This is a genomic window from Agrobacterium sp. LY4 (assembly GCF_001526585.1).
Lineage (GTDB): Bacteria > Pseudomonadota > Alphaproteobacteria > Rhizobiales > Rhizobiaceae > Agrobacterium > Agrobacterium leguminum.
Map to the genome: position 1 here is coordinate 117,571 of NZ_ASYA01000052.1, position 19,181 is coordinate 136,751.

At 60.5% G+C, this 19,181-nt stretch carries 17 protein-coding genes and 1 pseudogene; 8 read left to right on the forward strand and 10 right to left on the reverse strand.

The annotated features are described in order from the left end of the window. Positions 1-206 precede the first annotated feature (206 nt). Positions 207-656, forward strand: coding sequence for an Rrf2 family transcriptional regulator (locus L904_RS23995; RefSeq protein ID WP_003524680.1), 450 nt, complete (start codon positions 207-209; stop codon positions 654-656). Between the two features lie 31 nt (positions 657-687). On the opposite strand, the gene L904_RS24000 is transcribed toward L904_RS23995, so the two are convergent. The 7 genes from L904_RS24000 to L904_RS24030 form a co-directional block, all read right to left on the reverse strand. Next, positions 688-1,632 carry an acyl-CoA dehydrogenase family protein gene (locus L904_RS24000; protein WP_020808881.1) on the reverse strand — a complete coding sequence of 315 codons (945 nt, stop codon included), beginning with the start codon at positions 1,630-1,632 and terminating at the stop codon, positions 688-690. Positions 1,633-1,682: 50 nt separating this feature from the next. Continuing rightward, positions 1,683-2,228, reverse strand: coding sequence for a flavin reductase family protein (locus tag L904_RS24005; RefSeq protein ID WP_003524682.1), 546 nt, complete (start codon positions 2,226-2,228; stop codon positions 1,683-1,685). Between the two features lie 189 nt (positions 2,229-2,417). Continuing rightward, on the reverse strand, positions 2,418-3,587 hold the full coding sequence (gene ssuD, locus L904_RS24010) for an FMNH2-dependent alkanesulfonate monooxygenase (RefSeq protein WP_020808882.1): 1,170 nt from the start codon (positions 3,585-3,587) through the stop codon (positions 2,418-2,420). A gap of 167 nt (positions 3,588-3,754) precedes the next feature. After that, the gene (locus L904_RS28245) at positions 3,755-3,952 is read right to left on the reverse strand and encodes a hypothetical protein (RefSeq protein WP_003524684.1); all 198 of its coding nucleotides are present in this window, start codon (positions 3,950-3,952) and stop codon (positions 3,755-3,757) included. 208 nt (positions 3,953-4,160) lie between these two features. Next, on the reverse strand, positions 4,161-5,342 hold the full coding sequence (locus tag L904_RS24020) for a YeeE/YedE family protein (protein WP_020808883.1): 1,182 nt from the start codon (positions 5,340-5,342) through the stop codon (positions 4,161-4,163). Between the two features lie 78 nt (positions 5,343-5,420). Further along, complete coding sequence (locus L904_RS24025; protein ID WP_020808884.1) at positions 5,421-6,350, reverse strand: sulfurtransferase; 930 nt, start codon at positions 6,348-6,350, stop codon at positions 5,421-5,423. Positions 6,351-6,613: 263 nt separating this feature from the next. Next, complete coding sequence (locus tag L904_RS24030; RefSeq protein WP_020808885.1) at positions 6,614-7,216, reverse strand: alpha/beta hydrolase; 603 nt, start codon at positions 7,214-7,216, stop codon at positions 6,614-6,616. A gap of 400 nt (positions 7,217-7,616) precedes the next feature. On the opposite strand from L904_RS24030, the gene L904_RS24035 reads away from it, so the two are divergent. After that, on the forward strand, positions 7,617-8,687 hold the full coding sequence (locus tag L904_RS24035) for an LLM class flavin-dependent oxidoreductase (RefSeq protein WP_020808888.1): 1,071 nt from the start codon (positions 7,617-7,619) through the stop codon (positions 8,685-8,687). A 60-nt stretch (positions 8,688-8,747) separates the two neighbouring features. Here the strand turns inward: L904_RS24035 and L904_RS24040 are convergent, their stop codons facing one another. The 3 genes from L904_RS24040 to L904_RS24050 form a co-directional block, all read right to left on the reverse strand. Continuing rightward, positions 8,748-9,926, reverse strand: coding sequence for an acyl-CoA dehydrogenase family protein (locus L904_RS24040; RefSeq protein WP_020808889.1), 1,179 nt, complete (start codon positions 9,924-9,926; stop codon positions 8,748-8,750). Beyond that, complete coding sequence (locus L904_RS24045) at positions 9,923-10,954, reverse strand: ABC transporter substrate-binding protein (RefSeq protein WP_020808890.1); 1,032 nt, start codon at positions 10,952-10,954, stop codon at positions 9,923-9,925. Before L904_RS24045 ends, L904_RS24040 begins: the two co-directional genes overlap by 4 nt. Before the next feature lie 67 nt (positions 10,955-11,021). Next, a complete protein-coding gene (locus L904_RS24050; protein WP_020808891.1) occupies positions 11,022-12,629 on the reverse strand; it encodes an ABC transporter substrate-binding protein in 1,608 nt (535 codons plus the stop codon). A gap of 269 nt (positions 12,630-12,898) precedes the next feature. On the opposite strand from L904_RS24050, the pseudogene L904_RS24055 reads away from it, so the two are divergent. From L904_RS24055 to L904_RS24080, 6 genes and pseudogenes are all read left to right on the forward strand, one after another. Next, positions 12,899-13,887, forward strand: a pseudogene (locus tag L904_RS24055) (ABC transporter permease). After that, on the forward strand, positions 13,884-14,879 hold the full coding sequence (locus tag L904_RS24060) for an ABC transporter permease (protein ID WP_020808893.1): 996 nt from the start codon (positions 13,884-13,886) through the stop codon (positions 14,877-14,879). Before L904_RS24055 ends, L904_RS24060 begins: the two are co-directional and overlap by 4 nt. Continuing rightward, complete coding sequence (locus L904_RS24065; RefSeq protein WP_020808894.1) at positions 14,876-15,874, forward strand: ABC transporter ATP-binding protein; 999 nt, start codon at positions 14,876-14,878, stop codon at positions 15,872-15,874. Before L904_RS24060 ends, L904_RS24065 begins: the two co-directional genes overlap by 4 nt. Then, the gene (locus L904_RS24070) at positions 15,852-16,787 is read left to right on the forward strand and encodes an ABC transporter ATP-binding protein (RefSeq protein ID WP_035262254.1); all 936 of its coding nucleotides are present in this window, start codon (positions 15,852-15,854) and stop codon (positions 16,785-16,787) included. The genes L904_RS24065 and L904_RS24070 overlap by 23 nt, the downstream gene beginning before the upstream one ends. A gap of 18 nt (positions 16,788-16,805) precedes the next feature. Then, positions 16,806-17,861, forward strand: coding sequence for an aldo/keto reductase (locus L904_RS24075; RefSeq protein WP_003524705.1), 1,056 nt, complete (start codon positions 16,806-16,808; stop codon positions 17,859-17,861). 69 nt (positions 17,862-17,930) lie between these two features. After that, positions 17,931-19,169 carry an acyl-CoA dehydrogenase family protein gene (locus L904_RS24080; RefSeq protein WP_020813140.1) on the forward strand — a complete coding sequence of 413 codons (1,239 nt, stop codon included), beginning with the start codon at positions 17,931-17,933 and terminating at the stop codon, positions 19,167-19,169. The last annotated feature ends 12 nt before the right edge of the window (positions 19,170-19,181 follow it).

Consider the following 19,181-nt stretch of genomic DNA (forward strand, 5'->3'; position numbering starts at 1 on the left):
TTTTCAGTGATGTTTTCGGAAGTCAGCCCTGACAAAGCCATCGGTAAGGCGGGAGGAATGGCCCAAAAAGGCTGCAACAAGCCGTTTTCCGCGCCACACCCGGACGAAACGGGCTTGCGCCGGAATTCGCTAAAAACTACTTAGTAAGTTAGGAATAATATGGCCCGGCGCCGTAAAACGTGCCGACTCTCTTTTCGGATCATGCGATGTTGACCAAAAAAGGCAAATACGGATTAAAGGCTCTTGTCGATCTGGCGCGGCTGCCCCAGGGCGAGACCGCCTTCGTGACCGAAATTGCGGCCCGCAACAATATCCCGAAAAAATTCCTGGATACTATTCTTCTGGAGCTGCGCAATAGCGGCATTCTGCGCTCCAAGAAGGGCCCGAATGGCGGTTATTCGCTGTCGAAAATGCCATCCGAAATCATGATCGGGCAGGTCATCCGCACGCTGGACGGACCTCTGGCCCCCATCCGCTGTGCAAGCCGCACGGCCTTTGAAGCCTGTGACGACTGCGATGATCCGGAGACCTGTCAGGTCAGGGTTTCGATGACGGACGTGCGTGACGCCATCGCAACCATTCTGGACAATATGACGCTTGCGCAATTCGTGGCGAAGGACGGGCAGAACGCCCGCTCCATTCCGGCCGGCGAATAGGATTCCGCACGGCCCTTCATTCGAGCTTTGCCTATTGCCTGCGCAGATCGTCGTCCAGCGACGCGATCAGCCCGGCTTCACTGACGCCTTCGACAAGGCCGAGGCGCGCCATCAGGATTTCAAGCGTGATGGCATTGTTGCGAACCGAACGAAAGGTGACGTTTTCCGCTCCCACCTGCGCCGCATCGATATTGGCCGCAAGGCTGGATATCTGCGCCTTCAGGAGTTCGATGGCGAGAAATATTTCGCCTATGACGGGCCGCGCCGCGCCATCGCCGGCCAGCCTGTCGATCAGCAACGCCGAAAGTTCACGCTGCTTTTGCCCCAGTGCCACGGCGGCTTTCAAAAGGGTGGAAACGGAAACGGCCAGATTTCCGGCTCCCTGAGCCAGGAACACCACCTGATCGGCGCGTAACAGACCTTCCCATGACGTATTGGGGCGGTTGCGCAGAACGACAAGCAAAGGCTGCCCGGCCGTGTTGACGGCCGGCACGACAATCCAGTCCGCGTCGCCCCTCACCGACCCCGCAACGTCATCGGGAAGCCGCAGGGCGTAGTCGTCTTCCGTCACCGTAACCGCCTGATCCAGATCCGCGGCAGATATTGCCAGTGCGAAGGTCTCGCCAAGATCGAGACGGGCGAAAAGCGCCTTGCGCTGGTCTTCGCTGCCCGCATTCCTGATGAATTCAAGCGCGGTGAAATGTTCGACGAGATCATGCGCCGCCGCCGCATCGGCTGCGGAAATGATGGCGAGTGCCTGCGAGAGCACATCATTGGTGATGTCCGCCCCGCCGAGTTCCGTTGGAACGGAAAGAGCAAGAAGACCGGAGCGGGCGATCCGCGCATGGATTTGCCCCGGACTTTCGACGGCGCAGTTTTCGGCGATCGTGCGGGCAACGGTCAGCACATCGACATCCGCGCCGAGGCGTGGAGGAACGAAACGAAGTCTTTCGCCGAGAGGCGTGACGGATCCCATGCTCAACTCCCTCAAAGAATGACAAAGTGAAAGCGCCGAACGACCGACGCTCAGTCCAGAGAATGATAACGCCCGTTTTGATAGAGCAGCGAATGGCCGGAGCCGATACGGATCGCCTCCACCTTACCGATGACGATGACATGGCTGTGCCGTTCGATCGTCTCTTCAATGGTGCAATCGATCGCAGCAACAGCGTCTTCGAGAATGGGCGCACCGCTCGACAGCCGTGTCCATTCCGCACCGCGATACCGGTCCGGGCCTTTCAGGCCGCCGATGCCGGCAAACTGATTGGCGACGAACTGGTGGTTAGCCCCGACGATGTTGACGGCGAGATGACCGAAACGCTGCACCACCGGCCATGTGGATGAGGAACGGTTGAGCGCCACCAGAATGCGCGGCGGATCGACAGACAAAGCGGTGGCCGAGGTCACGGTCGCGCCCGTTCGTTCGTCGCCCTCACCCGCCGTAATCACGCTGACACCGCCGCCCAGCGTCCTCAGCGCCGCCTTGAGGCTATCGGCATCCGCAGCCTTGCCGGCGACCGGGTCGCGGAGGTTGATGAATTGTTGATCCTTGGCCGCATATTGCAATGTCATCGGGTTGCTCCTGAAAACAGCTGAATTGTTCAATAGCTAGCAGCGGCGGCGGGGGGTAAAATAGACATCGTTTTCCATAATGATAATATTCTATAGAAATAATGTTTTATGTGCCGCCGTCCGATTTCGCCCCGCCGCAAGGATATCTGCCGAAAAGGTGGGAGGCACAGGTGGCCTCCCGTCGATGGATCAGGATCCGGACACCAGCTTGACGTTGCCGCCATGACCGCCGCCACCGAAAACCTGTTTCGCGCCGAAAGAAGATCGTATCTGGTTGCGGGGCCCGCCAAGGCCGATTTCCGGAAACAGCAGTTCGGATAGCCGATAGGCTTCCTCCAGATGCGGATAACCCGAGGCGATGACGGTATCGATGCCCAGCGCCTGATATTCCCTGAGCCGCGCCGCCACCGTCTTCGGCGAACCGACCAGCGCCGTGCCCGCACCCGAACGGACGAGACCGATGCCCGCCCACAAATTCGGAGAGACTTCAAGCCGGTCGCGCCGGCCATTGTGCAGCGCCTGCATTCTCGCCTGCCCGACGGAATCCGAAGCCCTGGAGAAAACCTCCTGAGCGGATGCGATGGTTTCGTCGGAGAGCTTCGAGATCAGCCGCTCGGCATCGGCCCATGCTTCCTCGTCGGTTTCACGCACGATGAAATGCAGACGGATGCCGAAGGTAACCTTGCGCCCCTTTTTGGCGGCGGCGGCGCGCACCTTGGCGATTTTTTCCGCCACCTGCGCCGGCGGTTCGCCCCAGGTGAGATATTTGTCGGTGATACCGGCTGAAAACTCGATTCCGGCATCGGAAGAGCCGCCGAAATAAAGCGGCGGGCGCGGTTCCTGCACCGGCGGCAGCCCGAGTTTCGCGTCCACCGCCTTGATATATTTGCCGTCGAGGCTTCCCTTGCCGGTTTCGATCAGCGAATTGAACACCTGGAAGAACTCATCGGCGTGATCGTAACGCTCGTCATGCGGCAGGAAAATGCCGTCACCGGCCAATTCCTGCGCGCTGCCGCCAACCACGATGTTGAGAAGCAGCCGGCCATGGGAAACGCGATCGAGCGTCGAAGCAAGCCGCGCATAATAGGCAGGCGAAGCGACGCCCGGACGGATGGCGACGAGAAATTTCAGCTTTTCGGTATAGGCGGCGAGATTGGCCGCAAGGATGAAGGATTCTTCGCAGGCGACACCGGTGGGGATGAGCACGCCTGAATAACCGAGCCGATCGGCGGCCTGGGCTATTTCCCGGAAATAGCCGGGATCGGCAGGACGCGAAAGATCATCCGAGCCGAGATAGCTGCCATCGCCTGAGGTGGGTATGAACCACAGAAAATCGAGTGGTTTATCGGATGTGCTCATCGGCAGGTCCTTTGCAATCTGCCCTCGGGCAATGCGCTTGATGATAAAAGGGTAGCCAATTCCCCGGCGCGTTTAAGAAATTTTGTTCCAATTTCCATCCGGCGAGGAGAGTTTCTCTCCCGGATAAACCGCGCTGCGAAGGGAAAAGGAGCCCTCGATGATGGTCGTCAGAAGACCGGATAGAGGCCGAGCATCGCAAAGTTCATTTCGCAAATCTCTTCCCGTTCGAGTTCGAGATCGCTTTTCTCCTGCCTGATGCGTCCGGAATGATCCAGAGGATGAAGGCTGACCTGTTCCTCTTCCCGCGGCTGACGCCGGGTCAAACCGAACAGATCGAAAGTAAACGCATGAAGTCCCTGCGGCATGTGCGCCTCCTTTGCTCAACTCCCCTTATCCTCGGGCGACCGTCCGAAATCGTCAATATTTTCCATAAAATTACTATTCTATAATTGGAGGATCGCCGGCAAATGTGGACTAAGGTTGCGGCGGCGGAAAAAAATCCGTTTCCGGCCGCCGATAATGGGGCCATCGCCGCTTCATCTGGCGACGGCGGTAATTTTCAGGTGTCCGGCCTCACGGCAAGACAAACCGGCGCTTGAGAAAAAGGCCGGCAAATGCGCCCAAACCGCAAAAAACAAGAAATACCCAGCCGGAAAGCGCGCCCGCATGGATGCCCGACAGCAGCACGCCAATGGTGCAGCCAAGCGCGGTCATACCGCCCCAGCCCATCAGCACGCCACCGGCAAACCGTGTCGCCAACCCACCGGCGGAAGGCCATGCGGGCTGAAATTTTCCTGCCGAAAGCGCAGACGCGAGACTTGCAAATATCAGTCCCGAAACGAAGAGGCCGTTCGGCGACAGGATCGTCGTTTTAACGGCACTGATGCATCCCCGCACCGTGTCGAGCCCCGCAAGCGTTTCCGGCACCCAGCCCGCCGCAGCCCCTGCCGTTCTGACGATGCTGCCGAGTTCGGCCGTCACCCCGAGCGGCGCGACACGGAAATAGGAAAAGGCGCTGATGGCCGCGACGAGAACCCCTGTGACGACGGGCGGCCAGCGGTCGATGAAGACGCTTCGGAATGCCTGTTGTAGCCGGTTTTCCGGGGCCGCGGTCGCAGAAGCGGGGACGGTTTTATCGAAAAACAGAACGAGAAGGATCAGAACGATCAACACAGCGCCGGCAATCAGCAGCGCCGGGCCGTATCCCAGATGATGCGGCAACCAGATGGGCCAATCGTCGAAAATGCTAACCGTATAAAGAAAATTCCAGCTGAGAAACGCCAGCAGGAAACCGACCCCCGCTCCCACTATGGCAAGCACGGAACCGAAAGCCCCCTCGCCTAGCCGGTAAAAATGCCCTGACAGGCAGGAGCCGGAAAGTGCTGCGCCGAAACCGAAGATGGTCGCCGCCACCGCCAGAATCCAGCCGACGGGGCCAATATGCGCATTGGGCGGCAGACGGCCGGGTTGCGGCACCGGCATCCACGCCGCGGTGACGATCTGGTAAAATACCACCCCCGCCAGCAGGGCGACAAGAATAGCCACAACACCGTCCGAACGCCTGCCGTCGATGAAATCGCGAAAATTGCAGAGAAAGCAGAACCGTCCGCGCTGCATCACGATGCCGAAAGCGGCCCCGGCCAGAAGGGAAAAGGCAAGCGGCCTGCCATTCTCAAGCAGCTCCAATCGATAAGCAGCAACCGTCACGGCACATAAGATGGCAAGCGCCACGAGGCGGGAAAGGGTCGAGCGCATGGAATACCGGCAATGTCGGAAAAATGGATGCCGGCGCGCCACCCGACGCGCCGGCTCACGGATGAAGACAGCTAAGGCTTATTTGCCCGTCCAGACCGTTCCCGTCGGATTGCTGATCGGCACACCGACCGCATTTCCGTACTCGGTCCAGGAACCGTCATAGTTGCGGACATCGTAACCGAGGATCTTTTTCAGCGCGAACCAGGTGTGGCTGGAACGCTCGCCGATGCGGCAATAGGTGATGATGGGAGCCGAGCCGTCGACGCCCTTCTCGGCATATATCGCCTTGATCTCTTCGGCCGATTTGAAAGTTCCATCCTTGTTGACGATTGTGCCCCACGGAACATTGACGGCGCCGGGGATGTGGCCGGCCCGGACGGACAGCTCCTTGACGCCATCCGGCGCGAAAATCTTGCCGGAATATTCATCCGCCGAGCGGATATCCACCAGCTTGATGTTGTGCTTGCCCTCGGCCACCGCAACGACGTCCACAAAGCGCGCCCGGACCGAGGTGTCGGGCTCGGCAAGCTTCAGTTTCGTTTCGGCCTTTGCCGGTGCGGATGTGTCGAAAGGCAGTCCCTGCGCTTCCCAGAGCTTGCGGCCGCCATCCAGCAATTTCACCCGGTCGCCCAGACCGTAGGTTTCGAAAATCCACGCCCCCCAGGCGGCAAACCAGTTGTTGTTATCGCCATATAGAACGATCGTCGTATCGTCACCCACGCCGGCCTTCTGCAGCAGGGACTGGAAATTGTCGCGCGCGGCAATGTCGCGTTTTTCCTTGTCGACGAGATCCGTATGCCAGTTGAGGTTCACCGCACCGGGAATATGCCCGCGCTCATAGACGCCCGTATCGACGCTGACTTCAAAGACCCGAACTTTCGGATTGTCGAGATTTTCCTTCAGCCAGTCGGCCGTTACCAGCGCTTCCGAAGCCCCGGCCGTTGCCAACGATACCGTCGACAAAAACAATCCGCCGAGAGCCGACATTGCAAGCTTGATCCTGGACATTTCCTTACCCCTTTCCCTGATTTGATGACCAATGAAAGGTGACGGCAAAACCGACCGGAGCGAAGAAATGCTTTTCTATATTTTTTATGGAAAATAAATGCGGCCACTCAAAAACAATCTTCAGGCGAAATTCAAAATTCCATCGGTAAAAATCACCAATAAAGCTCTCAATGGTTGCAAACGATGCCAAAACCAAAAGAAGCGATCAACCAACCCGCACTGATCCCATGCGGCAAGGACGGCTGGAAAGCCCTGGCCTTTCTCTAAAAATGCGCGTCGCCCAGGGCAGTCAATCTGTGCAGTCGCGATCCGGCCACCGCCTTTGCAGGTGCGCCCTCTGCCTTCAACCGTTCGAGAAGAGCATAACCCTCAGGCCATCGTCCGTAGCCGCTAGCAATATTGATATGTCCGACGGCGCCGAGATTGATGAGATCGCTCCCCCACAGGCTCGCACTGCGCGCGAGCTCTTCGCAATCCATATAGGGATCGTTCATGCTGCCCACGACGAGGCTGGGAAACGCAAGCGGTTGCTGCGGAAACGCGCCGAACCGGACGATACAGGGATGCATCGCCTCAACGCGGTCGAGATGGGCGGGCGCGACCAGAAGCGCGCCCTTGATTTTGGCGGCCGAGGGGCGAGACGCCATATTCGCCACCAGCAGGCAACCGAGGCTGTGGGCGACGATATAAGCGTTTTCGACTGTCGCCAGCGCGGCCTCGAGACGATTGAGCCAGTCCTCGAGAACCGGGCATTGCCAATTGTCCTGATCGACCAGCCGCGAGTCGGGATCATCCAGCAACCAGTGCCGCTGCCAATGTCCTTCATCCGAACCATTCAGGCCAGGGACAATCAAGGTGGTACACATGCCTGCTCCATGGGTTGTGGGCGGTATGTCGCAAGCATGGTGAATTTCACGATTTCCGTCGACTATTGCCTTGCTCACCTTTCGAAGCCTCGCGAAAAATCGATCCAGACAATTTCGATCATGCAGAAAATGCATTCTCCATGACAGAAATAATTTCGTCCAAAGGGAATCATTTCCTCAAATTTTTTATATAGAAAATATGTGCAATATAGGCTTTCCAGACGGAAAGCTTTTCCTCCACCGCATGACAAAAGAAACGTCGCTGCTTCGCCGGGCCGCCGCCGCTTTGCCATTCTCGCACCTGCGGAGGCTTGCGCCTCCCGGGAGCCACAAGCGGTGAAGGCCAAACGTCAACTGGACCATTCCACCGCACCATAAAACGAAAATTCAGGCGGATAATGTGAGCAGCACAAGCGAATTTCTCTGGTACATTCCCAACGACGTCAAACCCGGCCACCGGGGCGACGCCGTCAGCGAAGACCACAACAGTCTCGATACATTGACGAGCCATGCCAGGGCGCTTGAAACCCATGGCTGGAAAGGCGCGCTGATCGGCACCGGCTGGGGACGTCCGGATACATTTACGGTGGCGGCGGCGCTTGCGGCCCGCACCACCACATTCGAGCCGCTGATCGCTATTCGTCCCGGCTACTGGAAGCCTGCCAACCTCGCATCCGCCGCCGCCACGCTCGACCAGCTTTCCGGCGGTCGAGTTCGGATCAACATCGTTTCCGGCAGGGATGAGCTTGCCGCCTATGGCGATGAAGAAGGCGATCAGGCGCAGCGTTATGCCCGCACGAAAGAATTCATGCGGCTGGTGCGGCGGCTCTGGACCGAGGAGAACGTCACTTTTAATGGCGATCATTTCCGGGTGACGAACTCCACCGTTTCGCCGCGCATCGCCGTGCGCGAAGGCCGGCCGCATCCCAAACTCTATTTCGGCGGCGCTTCCGAAGCAGCCGAGCAGGTTGCCGCAACCGAGGCCGACGTGCAGCTTTTCTGGGGAGAACCGCTCGCCGGCGTGCGTGAAAGGATCGAGCGGCTGAGAAACTTCAGCGAAAAGCTCGGCCGCGATCTGCCGCCGCTGCAATTCGGCCTGCGGATCACCACGCTGGTGCGAGAAACCACGGCCGAGGCATGGCGCGATGCGGAAGCGAAAGTTGCCGAGATGGCCGCAAACAATGGCGTACGCTGGAACGACCATCTTCAGGCCGTGGCGGTCGGCCAGCGCCGCCTGCTGGATTTGCACCGTCAGAGCGACGTACTGGACGACAATCTCTATACCGCGCCGGGCAAATTCGGCGGCGGCGGGGCCGGAACCACATGGCTTGTCGGTTCGGCGGAAGATGTCGCCGCGTCACTGCGCAAATACCGCGCGCTGGGCATCAGCCATTTTGTGCTTTCCGACACGCCCTATCTCAAGGAAATCGAACGGCAGGGCGACAGCTTGCTGCCGCTGCTGCGGGATTGATGGGCGTGGCTTGAAGATGGGCGGCCCGCCTCGGACAAGGCCGCCCTTTTGCTTCATCGGTCAACCGCCCGCCGCCTTGATGCGCTGACGGCCGAGAATCGTTCGGATCATATGGCTCTGCGGCGCATGCGCCCTTGCCGTTATGGCATCGCGGTGATGGCGCTCAAGGTCGTAGTCCCGGCGCAGGCCGCGATTGCCGCCAAGCTCCAGCGCCAGATCCGTCACCGCCACCGCATTGTCGATGACCACATGGCGAACGGCCAGTGCATCGGTTCCCACCCTCTCCCCCGCATCGACATCGCGCGCGACGGAGAGAAGGAGGCGTCGGTTCGCCGCCAGCAGCACTTCGATCTGGCCGAGACCTTCCTGAATGCGGGGGATGGAGGACAGCGGTGCGCCAAGACTTGCCGGAACATGGCCATTCAGATGGCGCAACAGATCGTCCCGCGCCGAAAGCGCGACACCGTGATAGACGGAAGCCAGCAGCACGAAGAAATTATACCCGTCCGCTTCATCGCGCCGCAGCGGCTCATCCGCCGGCTGCTCGGCGACGATATCGGCAAGCGGCACCTTCACGTCTTCCAGCACCAGATCATGGCTGGCTGTGGCGTACATGCCGGTCGCCTCCCATGCTTTTTCCTGGGCGATGCCAGCCGCATCGAGAGGGACCAGAAGCTGGATGAGGCGCGGCGTCTCTTCCGTAGTCACTGCAAGCACGATCGCCCATTTCAGGCCCGGCAGGCCGGTGACGAAGCTCTTGCGGCCATTGACCACCCAAAAATCGCCCTCGATCCGCGCCGTCGTTTCCGGCAGGCCGCCATGGGCCGGCGAACCGACACCCGGCTCCGCCTGCGCATTGTTCAGGAGCGCCAGTTCCCTGCTATTGGCGGCCAGTACCTTTGCAGCAAGTGCTGCCGGCCACTTGCCGCGCCGGATCGCGGCATGAACGCTGTAATGCATGGCAAGGATGAGGGCGGTCGATGGATCGCCCCTGGCAATAGCCGTAATGACGGCATGCGCCGTTTCCATGCCCTCGCCCCAGCCGCCATCCTTTTCAGCCGTGACGAGACCCAGCAGGCCGGACTTGAAAAGCGCCCCGAAATTACCGGCGGCGAATTCGCCGCTTTTATCGTGGTCCGCAGCGGTCAGGCTGAAATCCCCGGCCAGCGCGGTTGCAACGGCGACGGGATCTGGCCGCTGCGCCGGTGCGGTCGCAACGGCGGAAAGTGCAACGCTCATGCCACCGCCCTTTCATTTGCCGTGACGAAACGGTCGTCGATCCAATCGCCAAGATCGAAGTCGTTTTCAAGGAAGCCCCACTGATGCAGGAAGTCCTTGTAGTGGCCGACGGCGCCGACAAGATCGGTATCGAGGCCGAGACCGAGATGGCGGTGAACCTCAGCTCCATTGGCGGCCAGAACCTGTTCCTCCGTCGCGCCGGCCTCGCGTGCGATGAAACGGCGCGTCTCTTCCAGGTGCTGTTCCGCCCATAGCGAGGCCCGGGCGATGGCGCCAACCAGCCGCTGCACCAGATCCGGACGCTCATCGGCAAGCCGTCCATCAACCGTCAGCACCCGTGGCGAACCGGAATTGATGCGTATTTTCGGATCGGGGTGAAAACCGAACTCCGCCACCTGCACCGCACCGATCAGGTTCGCGGCGGCAATGCCAGCCGTTCCCTTGACGAAAATCGCATCGACCTCACCCCGCAACAGCGCGATGATCTCCTCACCGAAGGATTGCCGACGCTTCAGGCCGAACAGCGACGGCCCTTCCTGCGAGGCCAGCACCGAATCCTTGATGACGATGTCCTTGAGTTCGACATCCTCAACCTTCAGCCCTTCCAGCGAAAGCGCCGAAACGATGCCCTTCAGCGCCGTCGCGCGCATGAAATCGACGATGCCTTCCGGCCTGCGCGGCACACCGAAGCGGCGGCCGACGAGATCGGCAGCAGAGCGGATACCGGTCTCCGGCAGGGTGATGATGGCCTGAAACTCATCCGTCCACGTCACCCCGATGAGACGCGTATTGCGCCCCTCCGAACGGGCTCGAATGGGCGGCACATTGCCGCCATGGCGGAAGGACCATTCCAGCGTGTGGTTGAAATGGCTCTGGCGAACCGAACGGTCAGGCGAATCGATGATGGATTTCAACGCTATGCCGACCTCCTCGAAGGTCTCGCTTAGATAACCGAGCTGTGCCGCCAGCCCCACCGGGGTGGGCACCGGGCAGCGTGTGTACCAGATTTCAGAAAGTGTCGTGCTCATGGCTTTGGCCTCGATGAAAGGGAAAGGTCCCGGCCCGCCGCAAAGGGGGCCGGGGCTGGCGAGACGATCAGGATGCGGCAATATGCGCAAAGGCGAGGCTTCCCGCCACGCCTTCCGCGCCGATGGTGTGATCGGCAATGCGCTTGTTGAAGATGGTGATCTCCGGCGCTGCGACGATGTCGATGGCCGGAACATCCTCGACCAGGATCTGCTGGATTTCCTTCCATTGCGCGACGCGCTTGTCCGGATCGATCTCGATGGCTGCGGCCTCCAGCAGCGCATCCACCTTCGGATTGCTATAGGCGGCGCCGTTGGAGAAGGGCACGCCCTTCTTGAAGTTCTTCGACCAGTAGAGCCGCTGCACGCCGACGGTCGGGTCGAAGAGATTGCTCATGCCCTCATAGGCAAAGTCGAAATCCCGATCCGTGTAGATGCGCTTGGTATAGGTGGCGAAATCCTGTGTCCGCACCGTCACATCCACGCCGACCTTCGCCAGCGCCTGACGAATATAGTCCGCACCGCGCGGATAGGCCTCGGTGCTCGGCACATAGTCCAGATTGAGCTTGAAACGGATGCCATCCGCACCGCGCTTGTATCCGGCCTCATCCAGCAGCGCTTCCGCCGCCTTCAGATCGATCGGATAGGTCTTCAGATCGTCCACGAACCATTTCGTCAGCTTCGGGTTGATCGGCCCGGTAATCGTTGCGCCATAACCGAAATTGACCGTGTTGAAGATGACGTTGCGGTCAATCACATGCGCGAAGGCGCGGCGGACGCGGACATCCTTGAACACGTCCTTTTCGAGGTTGAATTCCACGCGGCTGATCGAATTGGTATATTGATAGCCGTTGGTCTCGAAGCCGAGGCTCGGCAGTTCCTTCAGCCGGTCGAGATCGCTATAGGCGACCGGCGTGCTGGGCGCGAGATCGATCTCGCCGGTTTCGATGGCAATCGCCCGGGCCGAGGCGTCAGGAATGAAGCGGACGATGAGCTTGTCGAGATAGGGGCGCGGCGCATCCCAATAATCGGCATTGCGCTCGAAAACGATATGGCTGCCGCGCACCCACTCCTTGAACTTGAACGGACCGGTGCCGATGGGTGCGAGATTGACCGGATTTTCAGTCACTTTCGTACCCTCATAAAGATGTTTCGGCACGATGGGCGTTTCGGCGGCGGCAAGCGCCGTGATCAGATAGGGCGCAGGTTTGGAGAGAACCAGAACCGCCGTCAGCTCGTCCGGCGTCTCGACAGCAGTGAGGTTCAGGAATGTATTGCGGCCGCGCGGATGCACTTCCTTGATGGTATTGATGGAGAACGCCACGTCAGCGGATGTGAAGGGCTTGCCGTCATGCCACTTCACGCCGGGCCTCAGATTGAAGGTGTAACGCAGACCATCCGCGCTCACATTCCATGATTTGGCCAGCAGCGGCTTGGGATTGAGGTCAAAATCATAGGTCAACAACCCTTCGGTGACCTTGGGTGATATATAGACGGAATTATAGGCTGTGTGTGCGATCGTCGTCAGCACCGGCGGCTCCGATGAGATGAGCAGGGTGGCCGTGCCACCGCTTGCCGGCTCCGCCGCGTTGAGCTTCAGCCCCGGCAACGACACCACGCCAAGCGCCACGGACGCCAGCAGAAATCCACGCCGCGTCGTCTGGTTGAAAATAGTCATGCGATACCCTCTCCTTGATTGAACCGACAAAAAACCGGCAAACTGAACGGCCGCGTTTAGGAAGAAGTTTGTTCCGCAGACGAGAGCGAGCTTGGCATGAAGAACCAATCATTCTCATAAACAGGAATTATCTTTTCTTTATGGCGCTTATTTCCGTAAATTTCAGAAAATAATTCTATTACTCTTTGACAAATTCCATAAAATTAGTCAACTAATACCAACGCCTTCAGGGGCCGATTTCATATTTCCACGCTTACGGACCGGAGCCGATGTCGAATTCGAAACGGATTTTATCGCAGGCAAAAAGGGTGGCCATTCAGGCCGTCCCGACGGTCCTCGGTATCGTCATCCTGAACTTTTTCCTGCTGCAACTGGCGCCCGGCGATGCCGCCGATGTGCTGGCCGCGGAAGCGGGTTCGGCGACCGTCGAAACCATGGCTGAAATCCGCAACCGCTTCGGGCTCGATCTGCCGGTTCTGCATCAGCTGATGAATTATCTCGGCAATCTTGCGCAATTCAGCCTCGGCTTTTCGCCGCGTTACGGCATGCCGGTGGCAGACCTCATCGGCCAGCGTCTGCCCGGTACACTCGCCCTGATGGGCGCCGCACTTGGCATTGCGATTTTCGTCGGCGTGTTTCTCGGCTCGATCATGGCGCTTTTTTCCGGCAAGCTGCCGGACCGGATCATTTCCATCGGCTCGCTGATCTTTTATTCCGTGCCGGGTTTCTGGATCGGCCTGATGCTTATCCTGACGTTCTCAGTGAAGCTCGGCTGGCTTCCCTCGGGCGGCGACAGCACCATCGGCAGCAGCCTAACCGGCTTCGACGCCCTGCTGGCCGGCTGCGTTATATCGTTCTCCCTGCACTTTCGCTGGCGCTTTATTTTCTGGCGATCTATGCCCGCCTTACCCGCGCGGCGATGCTGGAAGTGAAATCCCAGGACTATGTGCGCACGGCGCGCGCCAAGGGCGTCTCTCCGCTCCGGCTCACGACGCGCCATATCCTGCGCAATGCGCTCATCCCAATCACCACTATGGCCGGCATGCATATCGGCGGCCTGCTCGGCGGCGCTGTCGTGGTCGAAACGGTCTTCAGCTGGCCGGGCCTTGGCCGTCTCGCTTTCGAAGCCGTCATGGCGCGGGATTTCAGCGTGCTGCTCGGCATTCTGCTTCTCTCCTCCCTCGTCGTCATCATCGTCAATGCAGCCGTGGACCTGTTGCAGGCATGGCTTGACCCTCGCATCGGAGAAAGCCGATGAATTCCTCCCAGACCACCGCTGTCCTCGACACGGCCGACCTCGGCGCCGAAGACAACAATCCCAAACCGAAGAAACCGGAAGAAAAAGCCTGGCCCTATATCCATGCGCCGGATGCGCTTTCGGCTCGCTCCGTTTCCGTGCCCCGGCGTGGACTGCGGCGGGAACTGAAAATCTTCCTTACCAATCCCAATGCCATCGTCGGGCTGCTGTTTCTCGCAACCGTCATCGTCACCGCGCTGATCGCCCCCTTGATCTATCCCGGTGATCCCCTGGAAATGGTGGCCCGCCCGTTCCTGTGGCCCGGCCAGAATGCCGCCTATCCGCTCGGCACAGATTCCATGGGCCGGGATGTTCTGGCAGGCATCGTGCACGGCGCGCGCATCTCGCTCACTGTCGGTGTCGTGGCGACGCTGATCGGCCTGACGATCGGCATCGCGGTCGGCGCCTTCGCCGGTTATTTCGGCGGCGTCATTGACGATATCCTCGTCAAGCTGATCGAAATCTTCCAGACCCTGCCGAATTTCGTGCTGCTGGTGGTGCTCGTCGCCATCGCCCAGCCGTCGGTCACCACGGTCACATCGGCCATCGGCATCATCACCTGGCCGCTCGTTGCACGACTTACCCGCGCCGAATTCCGCGCCATCCGCGAGAAGGACTATGTGCTCGCCGCCCGCAGCCTCGGTTACGGCCATGCGCGCATCGTCTTTCAGGAAATCCTGCCCAATGCCCTGCCGCCGATCATCGTCACCTCCTCCGTCATGGTGGCGGGTGCGATCCTCATGGAGGCGGCACTCTCCTTCATGGGCCTTGGCGACCCAAACCGTGTGTCCTGGGGTTCGATGATCGGTTCCGGCCGCGATGTCATCCGCACCGCCTGGTATCTGACAGCCCTTCCCGGCCTTGCCATCGTCTTCACCGTCATTTCGCTGAACCTCATCAGCGACGGCCTCAACGATGCGCTCAATCCCCGTTTTTCGGAGGAACGCCGATGAGCAAACTGATCGAAGTCCATGATCTCTCCGTCAGCTTCGGCTCCGCCCAGCCGGTCAAAGGCGTCAGTTTCGATGTCAGCCCCGGCGAAATGCTGGCCATCGTCGGCGAAAGCGGCTCCGGCAAATCCCTGACCGCGCTCGGCCTGATCGGCCTCCTGCCCTCCCACGCCAAGACCGGCGGGCGGGTGTTGCTTGAGGGTCGTGACCTGCTGCCGCTTTCCGAGCGGCAATGGCGCGGCATTCGCGGCCGGGATATCGGCATGATCTTTCAGGAGCCGATGACCTCGCTCAACCCCGTGCTGACGGTCGGCGAACAGATCATCGAGGTGCTGCGCATCCATGAGAAGATCGACCGGCATCAGGCGCGCAAACGCGCCATCGAGCTTCTGGAACTGGTCAATATTCCAGACGCCCGCCGCCGGATGGACGATTATCCGCACCAGCTTTCCGGCGGCATGCGCCAGCGCGTGATGATCGCCATCGGCGTCGCCTGCAATCCGAAACTGCTGATCGCCGACGAGGCGACGACCGCGCTCGACGTGACGATACAGGCGCAAATCCTGCAGCTGCTCGACAATCTGCGCCGCGATCTCAACATGGCCGTCATCCTCATCACCCACGATCTTGGCATCGTGGCGCAATGGGCGGACCGGGTGATGGTGATGTATGCCGGCCGCAAGGTGGAAGAGGGATTGCCGGAGCCGGTTTTCTCCAACCCCTACCATCCCTATACGCGCGGCCTGCTCGCCGCCTCTCCGCGTGCGGAAGACGGGCAGCATTATCGCGATGGGCCGCTCATCGAGATTCCGGGCTCCATCGTTTCCGCCACGGGGGAACGCGGCTGCGCCTTCCGGCCACGCTGTCCGAGCGCCCGCGGCTTCTGCGGGCAGTTCGTACCGCCGCTGCGGCAAATCTCGCAAGGCCGTTACGCCGCCTGCCCCTTCGTTGCTCCCATATCCCACGAGGTACCCGATGGCGCTCTTGTCAGTGCATAGTCTTTCCACCCATTATGCGGGCGGACGCGGCACCGTGCGCGCTGTCGATGACGTTTCCCTCGATATCGAGGCGGGCGAGACCGTGGCGCTGGTGGGTGAATCCGGTTGCGGCAAATCCTCGCTCGGCAAATCGCTGATGCGGCTGGTCGAGCCGTCTTCGGGCAAGATCACCTTCAAGGGTGCCGATGTCACGGCAATGACTTCATCTGAACTGCGCGGCATCCGCCGTCGCATCCAGATGATCTTTCAGGACCCCTTCGCCTCGCTCAACCCGCGCCAGACGGTGCGTACCATCCTGACCGGGCCGCTGAAAGTGCATGGCATCGGCGACCGGGCGCGCCAGCGGGAGATCGTCGAGGCCATCGTCGCGCAGGTGGGCCTGCCCGCGGATTCGCTCGACCGTTATCCGCATGAATTTTCCGGCGGTCAGCGCCAGCGCATCGGCATTGCCCGCGCGCTGGTTCTGGAACCGGAACTGGTGGTCTGCGACGAGCCGGTTTCGGCGCTCGATCTTTCGATACAGGCGCAAATCCTCAATCTTCTGGTGGAGATGAAGAAGCGGCTTTCGCTCTCCTATCTCTTCGTTTCCCACGATCTGTCCGTGGTGCGTTATTTCTCCGACCGCGTACTCGTCATGTATCTCGGCAAGATCGTGGAAAGCGCGCCGACATCGGAACTCTGGGCTTCCCCGAAACACCCCTATACGCGCGCCCTTCTCGCTGCCGTTCCCGATCCCGCCCGCCGCAAGCAGGCAGCACCGATTTCCGGCGACCTGCCGAGCCCGCATAATCCGCCATCCGGCTGCCGGTTTCACACCCGCTGCCCGCTCGCCACCGATCTCTGTCGCGAAAAAGCGCCGGATTACACCCTTTTCGGCAAGAACCACGCCGTGGCCTGCCACCATGCCCAATAAACTGAAGGAGCAACCATAATGGTCGACTATCGCTATCTCGGACGCAGCGCGCTGAAAGTTTCACCGCTGAGCCTCGGCACGATGATGTTCGGAGGCCCGACGCCGGATGACGTGGCCTTCCGCATCATCGACAAGGCGCGCGAGCAGGGCATCAATTTCATCGACACGGCCGATGTCTATCACGACGGCAAGTCGGAAGAAGTCGTCGGCCGTGGCATCAAGGCCAGTCGCGATCACTGGGTTCTGGCGACGAAATTCGTCAATTCCCACACCAAGGGTCCGAACCTCGGCGGCCATTCGCGCAAATGGGTGATCGAGACCGTCGAAAATTCGCTGCGTCGCCTCAACACCGACTATATCGACATCCTCTATTTCCACCGCGCCGTCTTCGATGCGCCGCTGGAAGAGCCGGTGCGCGCCATCGCCGATCTCATCCGCGCCGGCAAGCTGCGTTATTTCGGCGTGTCGAACTTCCGTGGCTGGCGTATCGCCGAAATTTCGCATCTGGCCGACCAGCTCGGCATCGACCGGCCCGTTGCCAGCCAGCCTCTCTACAACATCGTCAACCGCACGGCCGAGGCCGAGCAGTTGCCTGCGGCCAATCATTATGGCCTTGGCGTGGTCTCCTATTCGCCGCTCGCACGCGGCGTACTGACCGGCAAATACCAGCCGGGCGAACAGCCGGGCGCCGATACCCGCGTCGGCCGTGGCGACAAGCGTGTTCTGGAAACGGAATGGCGTCCGGAATCTGTCGAAATCGCCCAGAAGGTCGCAGCCCATGCCGCTTCGAAGGGTGTTTCGGCGGCGGATTTCGCGCTTGCCTGGGTGCTGAACAACAAGTTCGTCACCGCCGCCATCACCGGCCCGCGCACCGAAGAGCACTGGGACGGATATATCCGCGCGCTCGATGTGAAGATCGATGCGGAAGATGAAGCGCTGGTCGACAGCCTCGTTACCACCGGCCATCCCTCGACACCCGGTTTCAACGATCCGAGCCATCCCGTCGAAGGCCGCGTGCCGCGCAATCTCGAACCCGCACACCGCCCGGCGCTCAAGCCGCGCGCGGTCGCCTGATCGTCCAGAAGACCATGCCTGCGGCGCGCCCGTGCCGCAAGCCCTCACATCCGCTCAGGGAAAACCGCAATGTCCAATCCGAAACTGCAGACAACCACCACCGACAATTCCGGCGTACCGAGCCGTGACGAGATTCTGGCCCGGGCAAAGGACATTGCGGCCATCGCGGCCAAGGATGCCGCCCGCCGCGAACGCCAGCGGGAACTTCCTTTCGATATCTTCGCCCTCATCAAGGAAGCGAAGATCGGCACGTTGCGCGTTCCCGAAGCCAAGGGCGGACCGGGCGGTTCGATTACCGACTATATCGAAGTGCTGATGATCCTCGGCGAAGCCGACAGCAATATTCCGCACGCGCTGCGCAGCCATTTCAACTTCACCGAAAACCTCGCTCTCGCACCCATCGAGCTGGAGGACCGGCGGCATCTCGAGCATGTGCTTGCCGGCAAGCTCTTTGCGGGCGCCAGCACCGAACAGGGCACCAAGCGCCCCGGCGAAATCACCACGCGGCTGAGTGCGGATGGTGACCGTTACCGGCTGAATGGCCGCAAATGGTATGCGACAGGTACGGCGTTTGCCGATTTCGGCACCTTCAGCGCCATTGGCGATGACGAGCAGCCGATCGGCGTGCTCATTCCGCTTGACCGCGCCGGCATCACCATTCTTGACGACTGGGACAGCATGGGCCAGCGCATGACGGCAAGCGGCGGTGTTCTGCTAGAAAATGTCGAGGTGCTGCCGCATGAGCTGACGACGCGCAAGCTCGGCAGCCAGATCGGCCGCCACAGCTCGGCCATGCGGCAGCTACACCTGGCCGCCTCGGCCGCCGGCGCCGTTCAGGGCGCGCTGAAGGACGGCGTGGAATATGTTCTGCGCCAGGCGCGCACCACGCTTCACAGCAGCGCCGAAACCGCCAATCAGGACCCATTCGTGCAGAAGATTCTCGGCGAAATCAGCGCCGGTGCTTTCGCGGTGAAGACGCTGATCCGCGAAGCGGCGAGAACGCTCGACCGCACCGCCGCCGCTTTCGCCACCGGGGACGAAGAGGCGATAGAGGCAGCCCTGCTGGAAGGTTCGCTCGCCACAGCCCGCACCCAGATCATCGCCTCGCAGCTGTCGCTGACGGTCGCCACCAATCTCTATGAACTCGGCGGCGGCTCGGCGACATCGAGCGAGCGGAATTTCGACCGCCACTGGCGCAATATCCGCACGGTCTACAATCACAATCCGCTCGCCCACAAGGCGCGGGTGATCGGTGATTATTATCTCAACGGCACAACGACGCATCTCAGGGAAGGCCGGGTATTCTGACCATACCGAGAA

Excerpts from the sequence above, each read along its gene's own strand:
- L904_RS23995 (WP_003524680.1), top strand. The coding sequence starts at position 207 with ATGTTGACCAAAAAAGGCAAATACGGATTAAAGGCTCTTGTCGATCTG.
- L904_RS24000 (WP_020808881.1), bottom strand. The coding sequence starts at position 1,632 with ATGGGATCCGTCACGCCTCTCGGCGAAAGACTTCGTTTCGTTCCTCCA.
- L904_RS24005 (WP_003524682.1), bottom strand. The coding sequence starts at position 2,228 with ATGACATTGCAATATGCGGCCAAGGATCAACAATTCATCAACCTCCGC.
- ssuD (WP_020808882.1), bottom strand. The coding sequence starts at position 3,587 with ATGAGCACATCCGATAAACCACTCGATTTTCTGTGGTTCATACCCACC.
- L904_RS28245 (WP_003524684.1), bottom strand. The coding sequence starts at position 3,952 with ATGCCGCAGGGACTTCATGCGTTTACTTTCGATCTGTTCGGTTTGACC.
- L904_RS24020 (WP_020808883.1), bottom strand. The coding sequence starts at position 5,342 with ATGCGCTCGACCCTTTCCCGCCTCGTGGCGCTTGCCATCTTATGTGCC.
- L904_RS24025 (WP_020808884.1), bottom strand. The coding sequence starts at position 6,350 with ATGTCCAGGATCAAGCTTGCAATGTCGGCTCTCGGCGGATTGTTTTTG.
- L904_RS24030 (WP_020808885.1), bottom strand. The coding sequence starts at position 7,216 with ATGTGTACCACCTTGATTGTCCCTGGCCTGAATGGTTCGGATGAAGGA.
- L904_RS24040 (WP_020808889.1), bottom strand. The coding sequence starts at position 9,926 with ATGAGCGTTGCACTTTCCGCCGTTGCGACCGCACCGGCGCAGCGGCCA.
- L904_RS24045 (WP_020808890.1), bottom strand. The coding sequence starts at position 10,954 with ATGAGCACGACACTTTCTGAAATCTGGTACACACGCTGCCCGGTGCCC.
- L904_RS24050 (WP_020808891.1), bottom strand. The coding sequence starts at position 12,629 with ATGACTATTTTCAACCAGACGACGCGGCGTGGATTTCTGCTGGCGTCC.
- L904_RS24060 (WP_020808893.1), top strand. The coding sequence starts at position 13,884 with ATGAATTCCTCCCAGACCACCGCTGTCCTCGACACGGCCGACCTCGGC.
- L904_RS24065 (WP_020808894.1), top strand. The coding sequence starts at position 14,876 with ATGAGCAAACTGATCGAAGTCCATGATCTCTCCGTCAGCTTCGGCTCC.
- L904_RS24070 (WP_035262254.1), top strand. The coding sequence starts at position 15,852 with ATGGCGCTCTTGTCAGTGCATAGTCTTTCCACCCATTATGCGGGCGGA.
- L904_RS24075 (WP_003524705.1), top strand. The coding sequence starts at position 16,806 with ATGGTCGACTATCGCTATCTCGGACGCAGCGCGCTGAAAGTTTCACCG.
- L904_RS24080 (WP_020813140.1), top strand. The coding sequence starts at position 17,931 with ATGTCCAATCCGAAACTGCAGACAACCACCACCGACAATTCCGGCGTA.